At 55.8% G+C, this 16,589-nt stretch carries 17 protein-coding genes; 10 read left to right on the plus strand and 7 right to left on the minus strand.

The features are described from left to right. Positions 1–170: 170 nt before the first annotated feature. The 3 genes from Enr13x_RS10050 to Enr13x_RS10060 all read left to right on the plus strand — a co-directional run bounded on the left by Enr13x_RS10050 (position 171) and on the right by Enr13x_RS10060 (position 3,816). Positions 171–1,724 carry a hypothetical protein gene (locus tag Enr13x_RS10050; protein ID WP_145385935.1) on the plus strand — a complete coding sequence of 518 codons (1,554 nt, stop codon included), beginning with the start codon at positions 171–173 and terminating at the stop codon, positions 1,722–1,724. A 441-nt stretch (positions 1,725–2,165) separates the two neighbouring features. Continuing rightward, positions 2,166–2,873: a PEP-CTERM sorting domain-containing protein gene (locus Enr13x_RS10055; protein ID WP_145385936.1), complete on the plus strand. Its 708-nt coding sequence runs from the start codon at positions 2,166–2,168 to the stop codon at positions 2,871–2,873. Between the two features lie 202 nt (positions 2,874–3,075). After that, positions 3,076–3,816, plus strand: coding sequence for a trypsin-like serine peptidase (locus tag Enr13x_RS10060; RefSeq protein ID WP_145385937.1), 741 nt, complete (start codon positions 3,076–3,078; stop codon positions 3,814–3,816). 109 nt (positions 3,817–3,925) lie between these two features. Here Enr13x_RS10060 and Enr13x_RS10065 read toward each other — a convergent pair whose 3' ends face one another. After that, entirely contained in the window at positions 3,926–5,101 is a 1,176-nt protein-coding gene (locus tag Enr13x_RS10065; RefSeq protein ID WP_145385938.1) for a DUF1559 domain-containing protein, read from the minus strand. Between the two features lie 454 nt (positions 5,102–5,555). Here Enr13x_RS10065 and Enr13x_RS10070 point away from each other — a divergent pair, with 454 nt between their 5' ends. From Enr13x_RS10070 to Enr13x_RS10100, 7 genes are all read left to right on the plus strand, one after another. Then, positions 5,556–6,836, plus strand: a complete 1,281-nt coding sequence (locus Enr13x_RS10070; RefSeq protein ID WP_145385939.1) for a hypothetical protein — start codon at positions 5,556–5,558, stop codon at positions 6,834–6,836. 63 nt (positions 6,837–6,899) lie between these two features. Then, entirely contained in the window at positions 6,900–7,493 is a 594-nt protein-coding gene (locus tag Enr13x_RS10075) for a PEP-CTERM sorting domain-containing protein (protein WP_145385940.1), read from the plus strand. Positions 7,494–7,721: 228 nt separating this feature from the next. Further along, positions 7,722–8,309, plus strand: a complete 588-nt coding sequence (locus Enr13x_RS10080) for a PEP-CTERM sorting domain-containing protein (protein ID WP_145385941.1) — start codon at positions 7,722–7,724, stop codon at positions 8,307–8,309. Between the two features lie 89 nt (positions 8,310–8,398). Further along, complete coding sequence (locus Enr13x_RS10085; protein ID WP_145385942.1) at positions 8,399–9,943, plus strand: endonuclease/exonuclease/phosphatase family protein; 1,545 nt, start codon at positions 8,399–8,401, stop codon at positions 9,941–9,943. After that, positions 9,940–10,413, plus strand: coding sequence for a tetratricopeptide repeat protein (locus Enr13x_RS10090; RefSeq protein ID WP_145385943.1), 474 nt, complete (start codon positions 9,940–9,942; stop codon positions 10,411–10,413). The genes Enr13x_RS10085 and Enr13x_RS10090 overlap by 4 nt, the downstream gene beginning before the upstream one ends. A 54-nt stretch (positions 10,414–10,467) precedes the next feature. Beyond that, positions 10,468–11,337, plus strand: coding sequence for a hypothetical protein (locus Enr13x_RS10095; RefSeq protein ID WP_145385944.1), 870 nt, complete (start codon positions 10,468–10,470; stop codon positions 11,335–11,337). 19 nt (positions 11,338–11,356) lie between these two features. Next, entirely contained in the window at positions 11,357–12,067 is a 711-nt protein-coding gene (locus Enr13x_RS10100; protein WP_231744187.1) for an LbetaH domain-containing protein, read from the plus strand. Positions 12,068–12,083: 16 nt separating this feature from the next. Here the strand turns inward: Enr13x_RS10100 and Enr13x_RS10105 are convergent, their stop codons facing one another. The 6 genes from Enr13x_RS10105 to Enr13x_RS10130 all read right to left on the minus strand — a co-directional run bounded on the left by Enr13x_RS10105 (position 12,084) and on the right by Enr13x_RS10130 (position 16,571). Continuing rightward, positions 12,084–12,395, minus strand: a complete 312-nt coding sequence (locus Enr13x_RS10105; protein ID WP_145385946.1) for an NAD-dependent epimerase/dehydratase family protein — start codon at positions 12,393–12,395, stop codon at positions 12,084–12,086. 62 nt (positions 12,396–12,457) lie between these two features. Then, positions 12,458–13,186 (minus strand): SDR family NAD(P)-dependent oxidoreductase, encoded by a 729-nt coding sequence (locus Enr13x_RS10110; RefSeq protein ID WP_145385947.1) that lies wholly within the window; start codon positions 13,184–13,186, stop codon positions 12,458–12,460. After that, positions 13,183–14,724, minus strand: a complete 1,542-nt coding sequence (locus tag Enr13x_RS10115) for an ANL family adenylate-forming protein (RefSeq protein ID WP_145385948.1) — start codon at positions 14,722–14,724, stop codon at positions 13,183–13,185. The genes Enr13x_RS10110 and Enr13x_RS10115 overlap by 4 nt, the downstream gene beginning before the upstream one ends. Beyond that, entirely contained in the window at positions 14,696–14,959 is a 264-nt protein-coding gene (locus Enr13x_RS10120) for an acyl carrier protein (RefSeq protein ID WP_145385949.1), read from the minus strand. The genes Enr13x_RS10115 and Enr13x_RS10120 overlap by 29 nt, the downstream gene beginning before the upstream one ends. Before the next feature lie 79 nt (positions 14,960–15,038). Then, the gene (locus Enr13x_RS10125; protein ID WP_145385950.1) at positions 15,039–15,644 is read right to left on the minus strand and encodes a sugar transferase; all 606 of its coding nucleotides are present in this window, start codon (positions 15,642–15,644) and stop codon (positions 15,039–15,041) included. Positions 15,645–15,689: 45 nt separating this feature from the next. Next, on the minus strand, positions 15,690–16,571 hold the full coding sequence (locus tag Enr13x_RS10130) for a sulfotransferase family protein (RefSeq protein ID WP_197455916.1): 882 nt from the start codon (positions 16,569–16,571) through the stop codon (positions 15,690–15,692). Between the last annotated feature and the right edge of the window lie 18 nt (positions 16,572–16,589).

Here is a 16,589-nt window from a genome sequence, read left to right on the forward strand (position 1 = left end):
GATCGCGGCGGCAAATCCGGCGATGGTCCGCAACGTTCCTTGTCGCGGTTTTGATCGTGCAAGTATGGGCGGAACTTCGCGAGCCTCAGCAACTTGCGCGATGGCAGTCGGTTGCATTCGGAGATTGCGTCGCGTCCTCTGCGTCTTGGTTCGCTCAGCAAGCAATCACCGTGCTCGCCATCGGATTTCTGACGACCGCGTCGGGCTTGATCGGCAGGCGAGGCGTCTTGCGGCGTCACCTGACTGCTGTCGCTGAGGGCTGGATCGCTTCGCTCGTGCTCGGGGCGATTCTTTTCGTTCCGTTGCGGTCGGATGTAATCAACCTTTACCCGATCGGGATCGCACTTGCATTGGTGTTCGGTGGCTGGGGCAGCTGGCTCGGTGCGACGTGGTTCATTGCCGACTCCCGCCCACGTTGGCTCTTGCAACAAGTGGGACTTACACTCGGCACCGTGCTCTTCGTCTCCTCAGCGGCCTTTTTCCTGTTGTTGTGCGAAGACGATGGCATGGGAGGCGATCGAATTTCAAGCGAGGAACGCCGACGCTTGGTCGCTTTATTGAGGTCACACGACCCGCGTGACTTGGACGAGCATGAGACCGGAGAGTTGCGTTTGCAGGAACCGGATCTCAATCGATTGGCCGTTTGGGGGCTCAGTCTGTTGCCCGGCGACCATCGCATCCGAGTTTCCCTACGAGATGAACGAATCTGGGCATCGGCAAGTCTTAGGATGCCAGGGGACGAGCGGTTTGGGCGGCGACTCTTGCACGTCGCGTGTCGAGGGCAATTCAAGCTCGACGGAGGCGTGTTGTCCGCCTCGGCCTCCGAATTGAGCATTGGCAAGATTCGAATACCGAAAAGATTGTTGCGGTTGGTCGGCCCGCTGCATGTGACGTTGCGCGATGTATCAGAGAACCAAAATCCACTGGTCGATTGTTTGACGTCCGTCCGTATCGAAGATCGGTGTGCGGTCATCCGATATCGGCGTCTGGAGAGGCACCACCGTCTGATTCGCGAGCTGTTGATCGACTTCGGCCTCTTAGACGACTTAGAGTCTTCGACCAACGCCCAAATCCAAGTGCTGATCCGGCTGGCCGAACGGAAGTCGCGTCGGCTGACGATCGAGGATTGCCTCTCGGCCGCATTTTGCGAAGCGCAATCCAGGTCGCGGCGGGGCAGCGCGGTTCGCGAAAACCGCGGCGCGATTCTCGCGCTGGGGTACCTCACGGGGCATCATTCGTTGCGTGCGTTCCTTGGCCCCAAGACGCCTCAGCCGTCGCCGGAGGTCCGATCGACATTTCGCCGTTTGACGCTCCACGACCGCCGGGACTGGCTACACCATTTCATGGTGAGCGCATCGATGCGGGTCTTGTCCAGTCGTCTGGCAAGTCACGATGTGGGTTTATTGAAAGAGGAGATCGACGCGTCCGGCGATGGCAGTGGATTCTCGTTTGCGGACTTGCTTGCCGACCGAGCCGGTGTCGTGTTCGCAGAGCATGCGACGGATTCCGAAGTCGAGGCGAGGGCCATGCAACGGCGCCTGTCAACTCGGGTCACGATCAGCGACTTCGTCCCCGACCCGTCGGACCTTCCCGAGGGACTCACCGATGATGACTTGATGGATCGCTACGGAGGCGTTGGGGGCGGAGGCTACCGGCGCCTGATCAACGATATTGACCGTCGGATTGATGACTGCGCTGGATATCGGTCCGGCAACTCATTTTAGCGGCAACGAATCCCTAAAGCTGACATTGAAGGGCTGTCGTCGCGTGTCGCAGGGTCAAGATAGAAACCAGATACATTTAGAAAACTTCGTGAAGTCCGACCCGCGTTCCAACCTACAAGACACCATGACAGGGCGTTATCAAGAATTTGTCAACGCACGGTGACAATCGATGCATAAGACGTTCGTTTGCTGCGGTTTTCAGATGCAATGCTAAAGCGCACTCTAAGTCCGATTCGGCATTTGATGAAATTCTTGGGTAGTTGATGAAGCCTTTCCGTTTGTCCCAGCTATTTGGATTGACATTTCCTGCGATTCAATAGATTGGGCAGGCGTTCAGCATAGAGCCTGAATTCGACTGGGCGAGTTGCCGCCGACACCGGAAATTGATTTTCACGGGCATCAACTCGGTCGTCGATCTTTATCACTACTTTGGAGACTGCTATGAAATTGAAGACTTCGCTGTTCGCAGCACTGGTGGCGATCGCGGCTTGCGTCACCACCGCAACCGACGCCTCGGCTGTCCAGCTGTCCGCGTGGGACATGTTCGGCCAACCTGGAACCCAAGCGACGACTCCTACGTCGTCTTCGGCTGCCAACATCACCGGCACCGACATGACCCGTGGCGCTGGACTCAGCACCTCGGGTGCAGGAAATGCGATGAGTTCCAGCAGTTGGGGAAGCACCGCTGCTTCCCCCGCCGTTGATACTGAGTATTTCTCGTTCGGCTTCAACGTTGACACCGGTTTTCAGGTCGATCTGGACGAGTTGATCATCGGCACCCGATCTTCGAACACCGGTCCAGGAACCATCGGCGTTTACAGTAACCAAGACGGTTTCACCACGGCGCTGGCGACGATCGTTCAGCAGGGGTCGGACTTCGCGAATAGCATCATCGACCTCTCGAGCTTGACGGGCGTCACCGGCACGCTCGAACTGCGACTGATCGAAATCGGCAACACGCAAGCCGACGGAAGTGGAACCACTTCCAACGGCGGGACGTTCCGCGTCGTCGACTATTACGACGGATCAAACTTCGTCGATACCCAATTGACCGGTACCGTCAGCGCTGTCCCCGAGCCGGGCGCGCTGGCTGGAATTTTCAGCCTCGGACTGGTCGGCGCCGCCGTCGGTCGTCGCCGTCGTCGCTAAGCGATCTCGTTGAACTTGCAATTGAAAAACGCGTGTCGTACTGACGGCACGCGTTTCTTTTAGCTATTTCGGAACGGCTTCTTCGAGCGCAGTCGCGCTATCTCCAACGCCCCGATGTGTTCGATAGTGGAGTCTGTCCGTGTATTGTGATTTTATCCGATGCGCTGTCTGTCTCGTGCTTTTCTCGACAACCTCAACGTTCTTGTCGCAACCGGCGTGCAACGCAGCGATGCTGGTGTTCGGTTACGACCCTGCGAGGCATGATCGCTTTCAGAATGATTCGCTCTTTCTCGGAAGTGAGTTCAACTGGTCGGGCGTCGGCCGTGGGAATCGGTGGGCGGTACTGGTCAGCGATTCCTATGTGTTGGGAGCTGCCCATTCGGCACCTTCGATCGGTTCAACGATCGAGTTTTATCCGACCAATGACCCTAGCGACGGCGTGGTCCTTCGCACCGTGATCGGGGCCCAGCAGATCGGGCAAAGCGATCTCTGGTTGGGCCAGCTTGATCGTCCGGTCGGTGGGCTGGGTCAAGACGACTCGATGTTATCGGGCGGCGACTCGGGCGGGCCGACCTTTACCATCGTCAACGGAAAACCCGTTCTGGTGGGAATTCACTGGTTCACGTACGACGATGGCAACGGGGGAATCGGATCGGCGGACTCGATCGTTGCCGACGTTTCGCAAATCGCTGCGCTCAACGCGGCGATGAATGGTGAATCGCTCAGCCTCGTGAATCTAACCGTTCTGGCGGGTGACATGAACGCGGACGGTGTGGTCGACAACCTTGACGTCGGCCCGTTTGCGATCGCCCTGCTGGACCGAATGACATTCGCCCAAGCGTATCCCGAGGTCGATCCAGACGTGACGGGCGACTTCAACGGCGACGGAGTCCTGACGAACAGCGACATCGATGGTTTTAGCCGCGTCGTCGCCGTCGACTGAGAGTTGTGATCGGAGGCAAAGCCGGTGTTTCATCGGGACGCGATACGAAATGACGCGCTCAGAGACGGAAGCCGCTGCACTTTCGTGACCCTCCAAGTCCGGCCAAGCGTCAAAATTCCAAATTCTGCAAAGTTTCGCTTCCATCTCGAGTGCCGATCGCGCGCCACAGCGTCAAATCGATCTGATCAGCGACATATCGAACGGAGCCGTCCATCAGCATCACGTTCACGCCACCATTGTGCATGCTCCTTGCGGAAATGATTGCCGCTTCACCGGGAACGTCCGCAATGGCACTGGCGGCTCCACAATCCTGACCTTGCCAATTCGGTGGTGCCATATGGTTGTACATCGTTGACGAATAGGCTGCCGTGGCCCAACCGTTGGAATAGTCGCTTCCGGGAAGCCACAATCCCATTGAAAAAAAGTTAAACGAGCTGGAAACGGGGGTGTAATTCAGACAGTCCTGAAACATTTCTTCGGTATCGCTGACGAAAGAAATGATGCGACGAGGTTTGGTAATCGTGTCCGATTTCGACGGAAATCCACTCAAGCCACTTCCCTTCGTGCGTTCGGCGAAACCAACGGTATGGCTTAGCCCGTCCAAGAATGCCGCAGCACTGAGCGGTCGCCCGATCGTGAACGCACCATTCCCTTCGACCAGCGGAGTCCTGCACCCTTGTAAACAATTGTTATCCGTCCAGTCATCCGCCCCCTGGTACGGAGTGGAACCTCCAAAGTTGTAGCGGTAATTGTTCTCGGTGGGGCGGTCAAATGAATTTGCGTCCGAGGGGCAAACGTAAAGCCCGACGTTCTTGCTAAAGGCTTCATAGTTCGGGTGGGCCGGTGTGCCATCGACCGTCAGACGCGGCGAGTTCAGTGCACTGAAATCGACCAGATCATAAACATTCCCCTGCTCGATATATGGCAAAATCGCCAAGTGCACGGATCGATTTCCATACCACATTGATCCCCAAACGGACATGTAGTTTGTGTATGTCCAGGGAAACACCTCCCCATTGGTGATCCGATCTGGTCTCAAGCGACCGTGCGGAAACGTCTTGAAGGCGGAATGGTAGTTGTGCAACGCCAGGCCGATTTGCTTCAGTTTGTTACTGCACTGCATCCGTCGAGCGGCTTCCCTGGCGCTTTGCACCGCGGGTAGAAGTAAACCGACCATCACACCGATGACCGCGACGACCACGAGCAACTCGATTAGCGTAAAACCGTTCGGCTTCGATTTTCGCGCACGATCGTACCCCAGACCGCTGTTTGATTGTATTCCCATCAAAAATCCCTTTGTTAGTGAACGGCTTCGACCGGCCCTAAATAGAACGGCGATCACCGCCCCGTTTGTGTGTTGATTTTGTTCGTCAATAGCCTCGGTTAGGATATGGATTTCCCGGCAATTCGGACGGTCAATTCGTGTTGAGATTTCATGAATTCGACGTTTCGAAACTCAGAAGACCACGCGATTGACTCGCTTTTCTTGCGTTCGCGCCCGACGTTCATCACGGCTTCATCGCTCGAATGAATGATCCGTTAATGCGTCGGAATTTGGATTGAGCAACCTGCGGTCCCCTCTATCATTCCGCCCGCCGGGACCGAGTCCGCATGATCATTGCGGACCCTTGCGTTTCCGGAAACGTCTCGTCGCTTTGATCAGCCTTGTCAGCTTCGTTGCTCAAGATGCTCGAAGGACGACAAACATCCTCTCGACCAAGAAAAGGGAGCCATTAAGAATGGCACGTTACAAACTGCGATTGCTTGCACTTGCTGCTGCAGCTGCACTCTCTGCACCGGCCCACGTGACGGCACAAGACGTCACCGGGCAAGATGATTTCGGAAGCGGATTCAGTGGCGGTACGCCAACAGGCGGAAACCAAGTGTTCTCCTCTCGCGCCGTCAGCCCTAACAACCAGGGCAACTTCGGCTTCAGCGGGGCTCCGGGTGTTTTCCCGACCAGCTTTTTCGACTACTTCGGAATCAGTGATCGTCGAATCAACTTCGACGTCGCAGATGATTCCGCGTCGTCATTCCCGCCGGACAGCTTGGGTTTCGCCGGCGACAGCGGCACCCCCGAAGATTGTTTGAACTTCTTCGTGATGTCGGATCTGACCAACCCCGCCAATCCAAGCGGTCTTGGCCAGGCTACCTGGGAGTTCGACACCAGCGCCCCGGTGAATCCGTCGCACCCTTATGACGTTCACCGCATCTCGATCGACATGATCGGATATGGAGACTTCGAGTCTGACGACAATCTGATCTGGAGTGCCGGCGCAGCGACTCCTCCGGCGGTTCCCTCGCTGAGCACGTTCCTGGAATTCGGTCTGACCGCCGGTCAAGATTCCGCGGACATCCTCTACGAAGTCACGATGGACGGGGGATCGACCTACGGCAAGTTCTTCACACCATTCTTCGAAGTCGACGAATGGAACTGCTTGCTGGCCAATGGCGCTGGATCGGTCTGCCCTCAAACGGGCGGCACCGTGTTCTTCCATCCGTTGGACAACGGTGGCGCAGGTGACGATGGCGTTGCATTTAACGGCTTCATCCTGGAGCCGATCGCCGGTGATCCGAACAACGTCGAACGCGCCTACAACGTGACCAACGTAAACGGCAACTTCGACGAGCTTGAACGTGAAGCTTACAAAGATCCGTTGATCGAGCAATTGCAAGGCAACTTGGCCCAATTGGACAACGAAAAGCAAACCTTCACGTTTGTCATCAAAGAAACCGGCGACGTTTTGACGCTGGAAATGCTCGCGACCCAGAACAGCACCCTGGAAGTTATCGCGTTCGACAACATCCTGGTCGAATCTGCAGTTCTGGGTGATGCCAACGGCGACGGAGTTCTCGACAACTTCGACATCATTCCCTTCGGCGAAGCCTTGCTCGATCCGGTCGGCTATGCAGCCAATTTCCCGAACGCCGATCCCAACTTCGTTCTGGATTTCGACTGCAACGGTCAGCTGGACAACTTCGACATCACTCCGATGTCGAACAAGTTGCTGGGCAACTAGTTCTACCGTTTTACGTTTCGTGTGATCCTTTCCCTTTCGTGTTTGATTTTCTTTTTGGAGACTATGATGAAGAAACTGATCTTCGCAGCTGTCGCTGCAATGCTTTGCTTTTCCAGTTCGGCACAAGCTTTGGAAATTTTCCTCAGCACGTCTGCCGTCGACCCCAACGCCGGCACCAACCTGAACCTTGTCGAAGGCGGTCCCGGTGGGTCACTGTTCGTTTGGGTGAATAACGACGAACCGACCACGATCGAAGGCCTTTCGCTGGACATCACCAGTGATACCCCCGGTGTTGCGGGTGCAACCGCGCACCTGATCAATGACCCGGGCGGACGTTGGTTCGCCAGCACGCCTGGCGTTCTGGGTGACGCTCCCCTGGTCGACGATTCGAACGCCTTCAACTTCTTCGGTGGCTTCCCGCAAGGGTTGGCTCTGCACAGCGAAGTTCAAGTTGATCCGATCGCAGCCGGTGTTACCACGGTCGGATTCGCCACCGGTAACAGCGGAATCGCGGTCGGTGGTATCCCGCCTCAAACGGAAAACTTTGGAACCGGGACCATCACCGTTGCTCCCGTTCCGGAACCCGGCACGATGGCGGGACTCGCTTCGATCGCAATGGTCGGATGCGGTCTGGTTGCACGCCGCCGCCGCAGCTAGTTCACAACTGAGCTAATTAACAATCGATTCCAGGACAAAATCGTCCCGGCGTCTACTGGGGCGGAATGCATTGTCGTTCCGCCCCTCGCTCCATCCATCACCGAACCAACTCTGCACGTGACATATCTTCTCGGCCAATTGAAGTAACACGCACGAAGACTTCATGCGAGCCGCCTACCATTGGTCCTTTCTTAACCATCTCGCTGTTCACCCATCTCTACAACTCAAATGAAACGATTTTTCCTCACGGTTCTGGCCACTCTCAGCTTTGCCAGTCTGTCAAGCGCCGACGTCATCGTTACTTTCAGCACATCAAGGACGGACCCCAACGCGGGAACCGAACTGACGCTCAACGCGGGTGAAGTCGCAGGCAGTCTGTTCGTGTTCGTCGAAAACACCTCAGCCACGACCATCGAGGGGCTGGCACTCGACTTCCAAAGCGAAACGCCAGGCATCCTCACGGCGTCGGCTCACTTGATCGAAAACCCCGCTGGTCGCTGGTTCGCAAGCACTCCCGGCGCACTGGGAGAAAACCCTCTGGTTGAAAACTCGAACGCGTTCAATTTCTTCGGCGGATTCCCCATCGGCGGCCCGCTTCTTCACAGCGAGCTTCAACTTGACGCGATCGGAACCGGCACGACACTGGTCAGCGCCGCAGAGGGCGCGTCCGGGATCGCCGTTGGCGGCCAGCGTGTCCCGCTCAGCTTCGGATCCGCAACGGTCAACGTGGTCAGCGCGATCCCCGAACCGAGCAGTGCGATCGCGTTGCTGGCGATCGGCGGGACGGTGCTGGTTCGTCGCAATCGCCGTCGCTAACGAGGCGGGTTCGGTTCAGACCGAACTCCCGTGTCTTTGTTGGGGCCGTTTTTCGTTCGCGCATTCGGTGCGTTTCACAGGAAGCTTGTATGTTTTCTTCACGGATCATTTCTCATCGGTGTGCGACCGGATGGTATTTCATCGTCGCGTTGGTCGTGTCGATTTGGGTGCCGGACACGCCGGCCGTCGGTCAGCTGCGGATTTGCACCTTCAATACATTGTCAAAGCCGGCAAATGCCACCGATGACGCTCAACTGCGGACGATCGTTTCGGCGATCGCCGGCCGGTCCGTCAACGGGATTGCGAAGCGTCCAGACATCATTGCGCTGCAAGAGCAGGACTCGGTTCTGGATACGACGAATTCCGCCGCAGCTGATTTAAACTCTGAATTCGGCATCAATTTCTATCAGTCGATCATGCTTTCTTCAGGTTCCTTCCGCCAAGCCTATGTGTACGATTCGTCGGTGGTGACGCCGATTTCTTCGTCCGAGTTCTTTATCGGCATCCGAGTCGCGTTGCGTACCCAATGGCAGCTGGTCGGATACGATGCCGGATCGACGTTCTATACGTACTGTGTCCACTTTAAAGCCGGCGATTCGGTGGGAGACCTCTATCTCCGCAACAGCGAAGCAACGAATTTGCGTGCCGACGCGGATGCACTGGGCCCAGGTGCTCATGTGATCTACATGGGCGACTTCAATTTCGCCGGCCACGATGAAGATTCAGTGCTGACGATGTATTCCGCCGGGAACGCTCAAGCCTACGACCCGGTCGCACTTCCGACTTGGCCGAACCTTACCTCGCGTCACTACCTATCACAGTCGACCCGCCTGAATGCGCTGCCCGATGGCGGTGCATTTGGGGGCATCGACGATCGGTTCGATTTACAACTGATTTCCGATGCAATGCTCGATGGCGAGGGGATCAGCTACCTCGGTCCGACGTCGACGGGATTTGTGGGAGCTCACTCCTACCATGCCTTCGGAAACGACGGGCTCGTCTATAACGGCGCCATCAACGGGTTTTACAACGGTCGTGAGCAGCCGGCGGTCGTCCTTGATGCGCTTCATGATTTTTCAGACCACTTGCCGGTGATCGCCGACTACCAGTTTCCCGCTCGAATGCAAGTGATCGCCGATCCGTCTCCCATCTCTGCCGTGCAAGGGTCTCTCGTACCGATCTCATTTTCCGTTGAAAACACGGCCCCCGTGACGGCTGCCATTGCTGCCGATGAGCTCGACTATGACTTTGGAACGACAGGCGATCTCACCGGTTCGGGCGTTGGGACGGCCGACGCACTTGCGGGGGCTCAATCCAAATCAGTTTCGCTCGACACGACATCCCTCGGCTCTCGAACCGCAGCGCTTACCGTGATGACATTCAGCCAGCAAGCGGCCGGCGCCACGTTTGTCGAGAACTACAGCTTTTTCGTCACCGTTCTCGGCGATATGAACGGAGATTTCGTCGTCGACAATTTTGATATTTCTCCATTCGCAGACGCGCTTTTGGACCCCGCCGCATACGCCGCCTCGTTCCCGATGATCGACCCCGATGTGATTGGCGATTTTAACGGGAATGGTGAATTGGATAACTTCGACATCGACGGCTTTGCGGACGAGTTGATCAACCCATGAAAAGACTCCACGAATACCGGACATCCTCTCGCTTCGTGATTCACCTTGCTCTCTGCGGAATGATGTTCTTCTGTGGTTGCGGAAGCCGCGAAGCAGTCCGCCTGGCCGATGAACGGCGAAGTTCACAGTCGGCGTATGACCAAGCGACGGCACTGTTCAACGAAGAGCAATTCGAGTCTGCAGAAAGGCTCTATGCCGAAGCTCTCTCCGGCCAACTGCCACCCGACATGGTCGCTCCCGCCATGGTCGCACGCGCCGAATGTTTGGGGGCACTGGGCAACACGGACGACGCATTCGCGCTGCTGGAAGAATGTCGGCAGGGCTTGGAAAGCGACGTCGAATACCACATCGCACGCGGCAAGGTGTTTCTGCGTAGCGGAGATCAGTCGAGCGCAAAACGCGAATTCGGGACCGCCAGGTCCATGGCCGCCAAACAACGCATTCGTGTCCAAATCCCGTCGGTTCGTTGAACGTCATTCCCGACGCACAACCGAACTGTCCATTCCCCTTTCCAGATCAAAACAATGACTTCTCACACACGTTTCGCGTTTCCAATGACAATCGCGTTGGCCACGGTGTTTTGTAATTTTCCGCGAGTACATTGCAATGCCGATGAAGTGGCTCGGGAAAGTCGCTCCGCCGTCGAACAAGGCGAGAAAACCGAAAACGAGCGTCCGATTCGTCGGTATATTCCAAGTGGAATTAACCGAGCGATTCCCCTGCTGCGGCTCAAGGAGGTCCGAGAGGCGATCGAGCTGACCCCGAAACAAGAAAAGGCCTTGCGCGATTCCGCGAGACAAAATGCTGAGCCGAAAGACTCACCAACCGTCAATGATCACGATGATCAAACAGCGACGGGGGCAGACACAACCCGAGAACGCCGAGCGCAATGGGCGAAAACCGCTCGTGAACACCTTGAGGAAATCCTTCATCCGGAACAACTCGAACGACTCTACGAAATCTCGTTGCAGCTCCGGGGCCTGAGTGTGTTGCAGGACCGCGATGTCATGAAAGAACTGAAAATCACGGCCGATCAACGACACGAGATCGTCAACCGTCAGATCTCATTCCTTCGCCGACTTTCAGAAACCGATCTGAAAAAGGCGGATCAGCTCGCGATGAAAACACTGCGTGACGAGATGAACGCGACCGTCCTGAACGTACTCGATGAGGAGCAAACCAAGAAACTCAGCGAAATGAAGGGAGAGAAGTTCGAGATTCCACAGCGATGGCACGCACAAGGTGTCATGATGCAAGAATTGCAAACCCAGCCGGCTTTTCCTTTCGAAAGAACGGCGAATCGTACGGGAATCACACAGCGAAAGCTGAAGGATGTCACCGTGCAACAAAGACGAGGACAGCAACCGCGCGAACGTGAACCCAACATCGAGTAGCGGCCAAAGTGTATCGAAAATGCTCAATTCAGCGAAACAATCGTCGTTCTCCACGATGAGTCATACCGAAGTGTGCGAAACGCTTTACATCTTCGGTGGCGACAGTACCGCCTTGGAGATTTTCGAAACTGCGGAACGAAGTTTTGAAAGCTCATCAATCGAGATTTACCATGTCGTGCCGGCAAACGAAGGTCCGGATGGCGAACGCCGAATCAATATTGAACGACTTGATACGCACGCCGAAGGTCGCCTGGGGGGTTACATCCTTTCAACGGCAAATCCGGCGGTGCGTGATTCGTGTCGTCAGACCGCAGAGGGTCTGGGGCTTTGCCCCATGTCGGTCATCCACCCGTCTGCTACGGTTTCTCGGACAGCTACGATTGGCAACGGCGTCTATGTCGCGGCCCAGGCCGTTGTCTCCGCTCACGCCGTCGTTCACGATCACGTGTTAATCAACTATCACTGTGTGGTTGGTCATCACAGCGAGATCGGACAAGATGCCGTTCTCAATCCGGGAGCCAAGATCGGAGGCCGGTCGGCCGTCGGCAAACGATCGCTGATCGGTGCCAATTCTTTTGTCCACCAGAACCGTCGGATCGGGGATGACGTGATCGTCGATGCGATGACCTACGTCCACCAAGACATCGGTGACGGCCTGTTGATCAGCTGTAGAAACAAAAATGGCCGCCCGTTAAGGCGGCCGTTTTTCCCGCGGAAAGCGGGCGACTAAATGAACCGGTAGCGGACTACGGCAATTTGATTTGCTGTGACCAAGGCTTGTTGTCTTCGTACCATCCCCCCGCTCGTGCGGCGAGATTGAAGACAACGTCAAACCGATTTTCATCAAAAATTTGCGTCAGCGCCTGCCGGTTCTCGATATCGGTTTCGTGGAAACGGAACTGCTCATGTCGCAATGAGTCAAGACGATGCCGCTTCAATTCAGTTGCGTAGTAGTCATTTAGATTGTCGATTCCAACGACGCGATGCCCGTCATCTAGCAATCGTTTGGCGACACGGGACGCAATGAACCCGGCCGCGCCGGTGACGAGGCACGTCATCGGAGCATTCCTATTCGTCATCTTTCAAGTCTTGGGCGTCAAAGGCAGAGAGCGGAGGGTGATCAAGCAGTGTTTCCTGCATCCACAATGAGGTCGGAACCGGTCATCGAACCAGAGGACTCACCGATCAGGAACGCGATGGCGGCCGCAACGTCCTGAACCGACGGTAAACTCTTTGTCGGGCTTCGTCTGCGAATCGTATTCAGCTTTTCTTCGCCGATCGAGGCGGTCATGTCTGTTTCCAGAAACCCCGGAGAGACGCTGTTGACCATGACGTTGGCCTTGCCAAGCTCTCTGGCCAGTGAACGAGTGAATGCGAGCAGCGCGCCCTTGGTCGCCGCATACACTGAAAGTCCGTTGAATCCGGTATGGCCGATGATCGATGCGACATTGACGATCCGTCCTTCACGCTGCATCAACATCGAACGACTGACATACTTGGTGACCATGATGGTCCCGGTAACGTTGACTTCGATCAACTCTTTGATCTGGCTCTCGTGCATCGTTGCGAGGACACCATCGTGCCCCAAAGCAGCGTTGTTGACCAGGCCGTAGATTTCGCCGTGCCGCTTGACGATCCCCGCGATGACGTCTTTGATGGACGCGAGATCCGAGAGATCCAATCGCTGGAAGTGGAGTCGATTTGACGGCTGATGGTCCGCAATCAGTGCTTCCAACGCGGGGCTGAGGCTTCGCCCTGTGGCTACCACGCGGTTTCCGTTTTCCAGCAACAGCCGAACGGTCGCCAGCCCCAGTCCCCGGGTCCCTCCGGTCACGAGAATCGTTTTCATCGTTTGATTTTTCCTGTCGCTGAAATTTCGATCGAATCGACTAAGCTGACAATAGCAGGCACTTTGTAGGGCTCCAAACTTTCCCGGCAAAACCGGACCAGAATGCTCGGCGCGTCAACGGGATCAAGTTCGGCACCTTCTGCCAAGACGACCTCGGATTCAACAATGGATCCGGTAAAAGGATTGCGTTTCGCTGAGACCCGCGCCATCGAAACCGCAGGATGCTTCAGCAAGGCTCGTTCGACATCATGTGGATGAACCTTACGCCCCCCAACGTTGATCATCCCAGATGCGCGACCAGCGAAATGGAATCGATCTCCCCGTCGTTCGATCATGTCCTCGGTATCAATGAAGCCGTCGCTGCCCGCCAGTTCGCGTTGGGGATCGGAATATGACTGCTCCAGCTTCGCCGGCTTCACCAACAATGTTCCCGCTTCCGACCTTCGCAATTGGATTCCATCGGGCGGTTCGCTCAAGAAATGCGCTGGAAACCCTTCCATTCCATCCCGCACGGCAAACCCTACGCCCGCTTCGGTCGATGCATAGATGTGAGTGACCCTCGCGGTGGGAAAGAGCTTGCGCAATTGATCCAAGATCGGTTGGTCACAAATTTCACCACCCAGCGTGATGCGTTTTAGATCTAATGAGTTTGCGGCTCCTGTCATCAAGATCATTCGCCACATCGTTGGCGTCGCCGACAACGCGTTACACTTCAGATCGCAGAACGCGGCGATGCGGTCCGTCAGCGTCGTCGAATCGTTCGATAGGATGATCGTGGAACCTCCGAACAGGCTTTGCAAAAACACTTGAAGTCCGGCAAAGCTGCCGAGCGAATAGAGTGATCCCCAGACAAACTCCTTGCCACGTTCCAGATCACTTTTCACTGACCGCGAAAGCGATGCCAGCGTGTGCGAAACAAGCTTCGGACGGCCGGTCGTGCCCGAGGTAGGTAGAATCCATCGTGTGGGCAGGACTTCATTCATTTGTCCATCGACAGATCCGCCTCCCGCAGGTGCACGATCCTCCACGCAAACAGATCGTGTGGTTGTGCCTCCGACTCCGTGCGTCTGAAACGCCGACGCCGTGGAGCGGCTTTGCGGACGGACGTCCATCGGAATGCAACGGTCCGATCGCAGAAACGTACCGACCGGCGGAATGTCAAGCGTCACCACGTCGCAACCGGGAACGGTGATTTCGCCGCCAATCGTGACCACCGAATCGATCTTCGACTCAATGACAATTGCCTGCAGTGTGCGTTCATCCTGTCCGGTGGGCAAGATTGCCATTTCGCTTGCGACCCCGTCAAACAGCAATAGGAGCGTGCCGAGTTCAAGGTCATTTGCGGCCAGGATCGCCACTTTCTTCCGACGAAACGACAAGGCGATGGCACGGGCCGATCGCAACCAGTCTTGAAGATCGGCTGCACGAATTCGTTGACCGCTGAGCGACACCCAAACGGGATGGTCGGGCTGAACTCGGTCAAGCAAATCAGAGAGTCTCACGAGCGTCTCACGCCGGTTGATGGTTCGTATAGACATCAATCAAATCTTGAAACGTATGCGGATAGATCGGTTGATCGGATTGAGAAAACGGATCGAACCCGAGTTCCCGCTCCAGGCGTGCGACGACAATCGCGAAGTCCAGGGAGTCGAGCCCGCTCTCCAACAACGCGGTGTTTTCGTTGAAACCGGTGGTGAGTTCTTTGCCACCTTCGTCCGCAACGGCATTTAATGTTTCCAGGATCTTGGATCGATAGTCGAGATTGATTTTCATCTGTATCGTATAAAACAAGAAGTGATTGTTTTGAAGAAAAAGTCTGTCGAAAAGGGTCACGCCGTGTTCGACGCTACCACTAGTGCTCTACCGTTTCGACACGACGAAACGGCGGCATGGTCGCGTGGCCTTTCGCGGTCACGCCTCTCCTTGATAGGACGGTCATGAAGGTGCGAACGAGGATTTTGATGTCCAACGAAAAACATTGATGGTCGACGTACCAAACGTCCATCCGAAATCTCTCGTCCCAATCAAGGTCATTGCGACCATTGACCTGGGCCCAACCGGTGATCCCTGGACGCACCTCATGACGCCGCGCCTGTTCTGAATCGTACTCCTGCAAATATTCCATTAGCAACGGCCTCGGCCCCACCAGGCTCATTTCGCCGCGTAAGACGTTGATCAATTCGGGCAATTCATCCAAGCTTGTTGACCGCAACCAAATTCCAAATCGCGTTAAACGTTGTTCATCCGATAGCAGTTGCCCATTTTCGTCTCGGCGATCTTTCATTGATCGGAACTTTAGCAATTCAAACGGCTTTCCGTTTCTCCCGGGTCGAACTTGCCGAAACAAGACAGGGGTACCAAGTTTCCACCACACCAGACTGCCTATCACCGCCAACAAGGGCGACATCAACAGCAACAGTAGACATGCGCTGGCCAGATCAAACGCTCTTTTCAACATCGCCGTCGTGTCCCAGTTTGTCGTGTCCCAGATTGCTGGAGGCCGTCATGCAGGTTGAACAAGTTTGGGACATTCATTTGGACATCCCTGCAAATAGGGTTCGATCATTTGCAGTTGCTGCGTCGTCAGCCGTTGTCGTCCAATGCCGACGTTGGACCGAGAGATTCGGTTGGTCGCGAAGTGTTGACGATACCAATCCCGGTCGATGTCCAGGAAGCAGGCAAAACGCTCAAGTTCATCGAGAGGTTTTTCAACGAAACTTTCGTATTCGATGGCAATTTGACGCTCATTGGGAATCGCCTGCAATGCCTGCGTCGCCATGGTTGTCGAGCGAGACCACTGTGCCGCACAGACTTCGAGAATCTCTCGTGTTTGAACGTCGTGGTCGATTCCCGCATAGCGAACTCCCCAGGTACCGGCCCGGCGCTCGTTGAATCCGAGCAATCGGCTGACCACGCGAGACGCCACCTGTTTGCTCAAGGATAACGCTTGCGGGTCTTTCCACCACGGGTAGGAAAGTAGCTTCTTCGCAAAGTGCCGCCAGTCGGGAGGCATCGTCCATTGGCGATAAATCGACTCAATGGTGTCGATCCCGTCGCGAGTCAGGTGAATGTACTTGGCGTTCGGAAACACAGAGTCGACAAACGGCAGGCGTAGACAATTGGAAACCGTTTTTTCGATTAAGACGGGGGCGCCCCGATGATAGCGATCAAATTTTTTGTGAATCGCTTGCCGCGTTCGCTGCGTGAGCGCCGTGGCGGAAAGTTCGTCACTGGCGATCGCGGTCTGATTGGTTTGCCAAATGTGGTCAACTTCGTGCGGGATCAAGTCGACGTCTGGGTGGGCCCCGATGCTGTCGCGAACAAGCTTCGTCCCCGACCGCAACGCGCCAACCAGAATCACGGGGGTGTAGCGGTATTCTTTCACGATGGTGTTCTTATACCT

Origin of the sequence: Stieleria neptunia, from assembly GCF_007754155.1 — a bacterium.
GTDB classification, from domain to species: domain Bacteria; phylum Planctomycetota; class Planctomycetia; order Pirellulales; family Pirellulaceae; genus Stieleria; species Stieleria neptunia.

Excerpts from the sequence above, each read along its gene's own strand:
- Enr13x_RS10070 (WP_145385939.1), top strand. The coding sequence starts at position 5,556 with ATGGCACGTTACAAACTGCGATTGCTTGCACTTGCTGCTGCAGCTGCA.
- Enr13x_RS10110 (WP_145385947.1), bottom strand. The coding sequence starts at position 13,186 with ATGAAAACGATTCTCGTGACCGGAGGGACCCGGGGACTGGGGCTGGCG.
- Enr13x_RS10095 (WP_145385944.1), top strand. The coding sequence starts at position 10,468 with ATGACTTCTCACACACGTTTCGCGTTTCCAATGACAATCGCGTTGGCC.
- Enr13x_RS10090 (WP_145385943.1), top strand. The coding sequence starts at position 9,940 with ATGAAAAGACTCCACGAATACCGGACATCCTCTCGCTTCGTGATTCAC.
- Enr13x_RS10105 (WP_145385946.1), bottom strand. The coding sequence starts at position 12,395 with ATGACGTGCCTCGTCACCGGCGCGGCCGGGTTCATTGCGTCCCGTGTC.
- Enr13x_RS10080 (WP_145385941.1), top strand. The coding sequence starts at position 7,722 with ATGAAACGATTTTTCCTCACGGTTCTGGCCACTCTCAGCTTTGCCAGT.
- Enr13x_RS10065 (WP_145385938.1), bottom strand. The coding sequence starts at position 5,101 with ATGGGAATACAATCAAACAGCGGTCTGGGGTACGATCGTGCGCGAAAA.
- Enr13x_RS10125 (WP_145385950.1), bottom strand. The coding sequence starts at position 15,644 with ATGTTGAAAAGAGCGTTTGATCTGGCCAGCGCATGTCTACTGTTGCTG.
- Enr13x_RS10055 (WP_145385936.1), top strand. The coding sequence starts at position 2,166 with ATGAAATTGAAGACTTCGCTGTTCGCAGCACTGGTGGCGATCGCGGCT.
- Enr13x_RS10120 (WP_145385949.1), bottom strand. The coding sequence starts at position 14,959 with ATGAAAATCAATCTCGACTATCGATCCAAGATCCTGGAAACATTAAAT.
- Enr13x_RS10100 (WP_231744187.1), top strand. The coding sequence starts at position 11,357 with ATGCTCAATTCAGCGAAACAATCGTCGTTCTCCACGATGAGTCATACC.
- Enr13x_RS10115 (WP_145385948.1), bottom strand. The coding sequence starts at position 14,724 with ATGTCTATACGAACCATCAACCGGCGTGAGACGCTCGTGAGACTCTCT.
- Enr13x_RS10085 (WP_145385942.1), top strand. The coding sequence starts at position 8,399 with ATGTTTTCTTCACGGATCATTTCTCATCGGTGTGCGACCGGATGGTAT.
- Enr13x_RS10075 (WP_145385940.1), top strand. The coding sequence starts at position 6,900 with ATGATGAAGAAACTGATCTTCGCAGCTGTCGCTGCAATGCTTTGCTTT.